Below are 2,248 nucleotides of genomic sequence, written 5' to 3' on the forward strand. Positions count from 1 at the left end.
ACCGATGGCTTCCCAATCCAGACCGGCGCTTTTCGCGATGTCGCGCAAGGCCATGACCACACCCTCCTCCATGCTTTTGAGACCGCACACATAAAAGCAGGTGTTCGGATCTTTGAGCTGCACGGCGATGTCCGCGGCGCGGTCGCGCAGCGCGTCTTGCACATAACGCTTGGGCTTGCCCACTTCGCGCGAGAACGCAAACTCGGTGTCGATGAAGTCTTTGGGCAGGTTGTTGAGCGGACCAAAGTACGGCAATTCAGCGGGTGTGCGGGCGCCAAAGAACAGCATCAGCTTGCCACCTTCAAATTTACCGCTTGCCCGTAAACGGCGACGCCATTCGGTCATGGCCCGCATGGGGGCGCTGCCAGTACCCGTGCAGATCATGACGATGTTGCTCTTGGGATGGTTGGGCATGAGGAAGCTCGCGCCAAACGGCCCGATCACCTGCACCTTGTCACCGACCAACAGGTCGCACATGAAGTTGGAGGCTACACCCCGCACAGCTTGACCGTCGTGGTCTTCGAGCACGCGCTTGATGGTGAGCGACACGTTGTTGTGCCCTGGCCGCTCGCCGTTGCGCGGGCTGGCAATCGAATACTGGCGTGCATGGTGCGGTTTGCCGTTGGCATCCAGCCCAGGCGGGATGATGCCGATCGACTGGCCTTCGAGCACGGGAAATGGCAAGCTGCCGAAGTCGAGCACGATGTGGTGCGTATCGTAGTCTTTCTGACCCTCTTGCAAACCCACCTCGGTGACGCGCAGGTTGCCGGTCACATTGGCGGTGATGGTTTTGTCTTGTGCCTTGGGGCCGTAAAGGTTGGTGTAGGCGTGGGCAGCCGACCAAGGGGGAATGGTCGCGCCAAACTGTGCCGAGTTGAAGCCCGAAGCAGCGGCAGTGCTGACGGCTGAAGCCGAGGATGCTGCAGCCGCTTGAACGGCCGTTTGCGCTTCCTCTTGCGAAGCGTCTGCGACGCCACCAGCAGCTGCCAAGTCTTCAGCGCTCAGTTCTGCCGGCAAGTCGTACCACTTGAGTTGTTCTTCGATGCTGTAGGCCTGGGTCTTGGGCACCATGCGCCAGTTGTCAATGGAGCCTGTGGGGCATGGCGAGATGCAGTCCATGCAACCGTTGCAGATGTCGGCCTTGACGACGTAATTGAGCGAGTCGTGCGTGATGGCACCGACCGGGCAGATCGCTTCGCAGGTGTTGCAGCGGATGCAAATTTCCGGGTCGATCAGGTGTTGTTTGATCAGCGTGGCTTCGGTGCTCATGTCTTAGGCTCTCTTGTGTCTTCTTGGTCAGCAAGTGTGTCTTTGTAGTCTGCGTGGTCCGCAACGGTATGGCTGGGGGCCGGGCACCTCATACTGGAGTACCAGAAATCGGTGCCCGGCCCCCAGCCATACCGTCGCTCAGTGCCTGCATGAACGTGCCAAGTCTACTGGCAGCCTGGGCAAGCAGCACACCCATGTCATTGAAAGGGGAAGGGGCAGGTGACGATTTCTGGTACCCCAGCATGAGGAACCCGCCCCTGCCTTTGACGACTGCTGCCCCACCCATGAGGCAGCAGTCAGATCAAAAAATCAATCAGTTGAACCGGATGTAATCAAAGTCCACTGGCTGACGGTTGATGCCCATGACGGGAGGCGCGATCCAGTTGGCGAACTTGCCTGGCTCGACGCAGCGGCCCATCAGGCTCGCCACATAAGCGCGGTCTTCGTTGGTCGGCAACCACTCGCCCACTTGGGCCATCCACTGCTCGTCGGTCACCACTTGGCCATCGGGCGTGATTTTGGAGCCGGACAAGGAGCCGATGTTGCGGTGGAACGCCTTGTGAGGGGCGGTCAAGGTGAAAGGAATACCGGCCTTGGAAATCACGCGGTTCCAACGGTCAATGCCGCCTTTGGAATCGGTGATGTAGTCGTCGCGCAGCACTTCATTCAAAGCGTTGAGCATCGGTACTTCTTTTTCAATCAACTTGCCGTCTTCGACCGACAAGATTTTGTAGCTGTTGCCTTTCAGGACATGGTCGTCGCCTCGCTTGCCTTCTTCGTAACGGCCTTTGAGGCCCGAGCTGTAGAAAGTGGCGGCATTGGACGACTTTGACACGCGTTCTGATGGACTGGTGTGGCCATGTTGCTCGAGATCCGAAGGTCGTTCGTGTTCTGGCCGTCTCTGAAGGCCGACTCTACGACTGGATGGTTTTGCAGCGAGTTGAGGAGATCTACGGACGTCTAGAGCCATCCAAAGTGG

At 58.6% G+C, this 2,248-nt stretch carries 1 protein-coding gene and 1 pseudogene; both read right to left on the minus strand.

What is annotated here, in order from left to right:
• The coding region (gene boxA / locus Q0341_RS11485; protein WP_299513387.1) for a benzoyl-CoA 2,3-epoxidase subunit BoxA at positions 1 to 1,269 on the minus strand (1,269 nt) is incomplete at its 3' end.
• A 313-nt stretch (positions 1,270 to 1,582) separates the two neighbouring features.
• Positions 1,583 to 2,098, minus strand: a pseudogene (locus Q0341_RS11490) (benzoyl-CoA 2,3-epoxidase subunit BoxB); the annotation flags it as partial.
• Between the last annotated feature and the right edge of the window lie 150 nt (positions 2,099 to 2,248).

It is taken from the genome of uncultured Limnohabitans sp., assembly GCF_937889215.1.
In the GTDB taxonomy this organism is placed as follows: Bacteria; Pseudomonadota; Gammaproteobacteria; order Burkholderiales; family Burkholderiaceae_C; genus Limnohabitans_A.